This window comes from Limnospira sp. PMC 1279.21, assembly GCF_032349615.1.
Lineage (GTDB): Bacteria > Cyanobacteriota > Cyanobacteriia > Cyanobacteriales > Microcoleaceae > Limnospira > Limnospira fusiformis.
The window spans coordinates 1-1,480 of the sequence record NZ_JARPLU010000383.1; the positions used below are offsets into that span (position 1 = coordinate 1).

General features: G+C 43.7%; 2 protein-coding genes. Both read right to left on the reverse strand.

Annotation, left to right across the window (positions count from 1 at the left end; genetic code table 11):
* Positions 1–681: Uma2 family endonuclease (locus tag P5683_RS24785; RefSeq protein WP_315669505.1), on the reverse strand; the 681-nt coding region annotated here is incomplete at its 3' end.
* 83 nt (positions 682–764) lie between these two features.
* A complete protein-coding gene (locus tag P5683_RS24790) occupies positions 765–1,457 on the reverse strand; it encodes a Uma2 family endonuclease (RefSeq protein WP_315641739.1) in 693 nt (230 codons plus the stop codon).
* Positions 1,458–1,480: the final 23 nt, after the last annotated feature.

Genomic DNA, 1,480 nt, shown 5'->3' on the forward strand with positions numbered 1-1,480 from the left:
TGACAATCTTTGTACAAATTCCTGATATTCTGGGGTAGCTATTCCTTCCTGTAACTTAGCTAAAACCTGCGCCATATTACCCGATAATAGCGCATTTACATCTAACCATAAACCTGGGAAAAATGTACTTTTCAGACAACCAGAATTATCTATCTGTTGTAGCTGATAGCGTCCTTCACAGAGTACATACCAGCGAAATTCTGACCCATCAACCAGCCAGACTAAATATTCCCTTACACCATTACGGCGATAGGCGTGTAGCTTATCGTGGAGGTCTTTTGAGGCGCTACTGGCTGCAATTTCTACAATCAATTCTGGCGGTCCTTCTATATAATCATCCTCACTAATGCGCGACTGTCCCCCCGCCGCCTCTTCGATACGCAATAAAGCATCTGGTTGCGGTTCATTATCCATGTCTAGGCGAACACTTGCGTTATCCGCCACTTGAGTCTCTGGTGTAGAAGCTGCATAAACTTGTAACCAAGTGATGATTTTGGCGTGAGGGTCGGCGTGTTGTCGGACCCTAACAGGGGATGTCATATAAACGACTCCTTCCACTAATTCAGCCTTTTTTATATCCGGTAGCAAACTATAGCGCCGCTCAAATTCTATCATCGATAAGCGATCGCCATTTTCCAAAGTTGGGAGAATTGTCTGAGAACCTGATGGAGTATAATTCATAACATCACCTAACCATTAAAGTTGTAAAAGTCTATTATTTATTATAGCTATCAGCGATCGCCTTTCCAGCCACTTCCGCCATTTTAGGGACTGACTGACAATCTTTGTACAAATTCCTGATATTCTGGGGTAGCTATTCCTTCCTGTAACTTAGCTAAAACCTGCGCCATATTACCCGATAATAGCGCATTTACATCTAACCATAAACCTGGGAAAAATGTACTTTTCAGACAACCAGAATTATCTATCTGTTGTAGCTGATAGCGTCCTTCACAGAGTACATACCAGCGAAATTCTGACCCATCAACCAGCCAGACTAAATATTCCCTTACACCATTACGGCGATAGGCGTGTAGCTTATCGTGGAGGTCTTTTGAGGCGCTACTGGCTGCAATTTCTACAATCAATTCTGGCGGTCCTTCTATATAATCATCCTCACTAATGCGCGACTGTCCCCCCGCCGCCTCTTCGATACGCAATAAAGCATCTGGTTGCGGTTCATTATCCATGTCTAGGCGAACACTTGCGTTATCCGCCACTTGAGTCTCTGGTGTAGAAGCTGCATAAACTTGTAACCAAGTGATGATTTTGGCGTGAGGGTCGGCGTGTTGTCGGACCCTAACAGGGGATGTCATATAAACGACTCCTTCCACTAATTCAGCCTTTTTTATATCCGGTAGCAAACTATAGCGCCGCTCAAATTCTATCATCGATAAGCGATCGCCATTTTCCAAAGTTGGGAGAATTGTCTGAGAACCTGATGGAGTATAATTCATAACATCACCTAACCATTAAAGTC

Coding starts and splice junctions, on each gene's coding strand:
- P5683_RS24790 (WP_315641739.1), bottom strand. CDS start 1,457: ATGAATTATACTCCATCAGGTTCTCAGACAATTCTCCCAACTTTGGAA.